Source organism: Streptomyces sp. NPDC056160, assembly GCF_042268205.1.
GTDB lineage: Bacteria > Actinomycetota > Actinomycetes > Streptomycetales > Streptomycetaceae > Streptomyces.
Genome location: NZ_JBHJUW010000356.1, coordinates 1 through 1,293, shown reverse-complemented (window position 1 = coordinate 1,293; position 1,293 = coordinate 1). Strand labels below are relative to the sequence as shown.

At 67.1% G+C, this 1,293-nt stretch carries 1 protein-coding gene; it reads right to left on the bottom strand.

The window, feature by feature from the left end:
* Positions 1-14 precede the first annotated feature (14 nt).
* Positions 15-1,073 (bottom strand): IS110 family transposase, encoded by a 1,059-nt coding sequence (locus ACFC02_RS42695; protein WP_376368452.1) that lies wholly within the window; start codon positions 1,071-1,073, stop codon positions 15-17.
* Between the last annotated feature and the right edge of the window lie 220 nt (positions 1,074-1,293).

The window sequence follows — 1,293 nt, the reverse complement described above, 5'->3', positions numbered from 1 at the left end:
TTGACGCTTCTATGTCAAGCGGCGAGCTGGTGTTGGGTGATGTGGTGCTGCCAGGTAGCTCGATCTTGGATCATGGCGCGGTGGATGACGTCGATCAGATGGCGTTTGAGGATGCGCCGGGCTCCGCGGGCTCCCTTGGTCGGCTCGTGGCGGGCCAGGAGTGCTCGTGCGCCTGGGTGGAATCGCTGCTGGACGATGGACGTCGTATAGAGCACGCTGTTGAGCCGCCGGTTGCCGCCTCGGTGCAGCCGGTAGCGTTCCTTGTCGGAGGAGTAGACCGGGATCGGCGCGGTCCCGGTGTAGCGGGCGAGTTTCGCTGAGCTGGTGAAGCGGGTGATGTCGCCGATCTCCGCGAGGAGGACCGCCGCGGAGACGTGGCTGATCCCGGTGATCTCCAGGAGCGCGGGTGCCAGTGGGGTGACCAGTTCCCGGATCGTGTTTTCGAGTCCGCGGACGCGTTCGTTCAGCTCGCCTATCTCCGTGATCATCTCGGTCAGCACCCGGCGGACGTGATCGCTCATGTCCGTGGTGTCCACCAGCGCGGTCAGCGAGGTCATGCCGGGCCGGCGGGTGAGGTCGCCCGGTGTGTGGTCGAGCCAGAGGTGGGTGTATGCCTTGAGCTGGTTGATCACCATGGTGCGGCGTCGGACGAGGTCGGCCCGTGAGTCGACCAGCACGCGCAGCTCGCGGACGCGGTCGTCGATGCGGTGACGGTCCAGGCCGGGGGTGGCGATCGCGGCGTGGGCGACCGCGGCGGCGTCGACGGGGTCGGACTTCGAGCCGGTGGCGGCGTGCAGTTTGCGGTGGGCGGACATCAGCCTGGTGGGGACCCAGACCACTTCGTGGCCGGTCAGCAGCAGGCCGTCGGCCAGGCGGCGGGCGAAGCCACGGCCGTCCTCGATGGCCCAGGTGACGGAGGTGTCGTCGGCGATCGTGCGGATCCACTTGAGCAGGACGCCGATCAGGTTCGCGTCGTTCTTGACGGTCAATGGCCTGGTCAGCCGCCTGCCGTCAGCGCCGACGGCCACTGCGACGTGGACGTGCTTGTGCGGGTCGATCCCCACTGTCACCATCGAGTTGTCCTCTTGTCTGCTGTCGCGGATGACGGGACAGATGCGAGGGCCCCGGCCAGGGGACAGACCTATTGCGAGTTGACGGCTCAGCAGGCTTCTATCAAGTCACTCCCGGCCAGGGCTCTCGCCCTGTGGACCGCCGTGGACATCTCAACGGAAAGCCTTCCGGCACGTGTTCTCCGAGTCACCCGACGATCCCGCCGAACCTCTCCCGTCGAAG

Coding starts and splice junctions, on each gene's coding strand:
- ACFC02_RS42695 (WP_376368452.1), bottom strand. CDS start 1,073: ATGGTGACAGTGGGGATCGACCCGCACAAGCACGTCCACGTCGCAGTG.